At 73.6% G+C, this 386-nt stretch carries 1 protein-coding gene; it reads right to left on the bottom strand.

What is annotated here, in order from left to right; all coding sequences use genetic code 11:
* A partial coding sequence (locus B5P42_RS31685) for a dienelactone hydrolase family protein (protein ID WP_181458869.1) occupies window positions 1-386 on the bottom strand: 386 nt, incomplete at both ends.

The raw sequence follows: 386 nt of genomic DNA, 5'->3' as shown, positions 1-386 counted from the left end.
ACATGCACCTGCACCTGCTGCTGCGCGCGCGCAAAGGCCTGCACGCTGTCCTGCGAGATCCAGTGGTCGCGGCTGCCAAAGTGCGCCAGCACCGGGCAGTGCGGCTTGCGCGCCGCCTCCTCGGCCGTGGTCATGCCGCCGCCGTAGTAGCACACGGCCGCGGCCAGGCCGCGCAGCTCGCAGGCCGCGCGCCAGGCGAGCAGGCCGCCCCAGCAGAAGCCGACGATGCCGACCTTGCCGCCGCTGCGCGCTGCAGCGTGGTCGATGGCGGCCTGGATGTCGGGCATCACGCCGGCGCCGGGCAGCTGGTCGACCGCCGTCTTGAGGGCAAAGCCCGCCTGCATGTCGGCGTCGCTGTAGCCGAGCTCCACGCCCGGCTTGGTGCG

This window comes from Bacillus sp. SRB_331 (genome assembly GCF_003264175.1).
Lineage (GTDB): Bacteria > Bacillota > Bacilli > Bacillales > Bacillaceae_G > Bacillus_A > Bacillus_A mycoides.
This window is presented reverse-complemented; position numbering and strand designations above follow the sequence as displayed.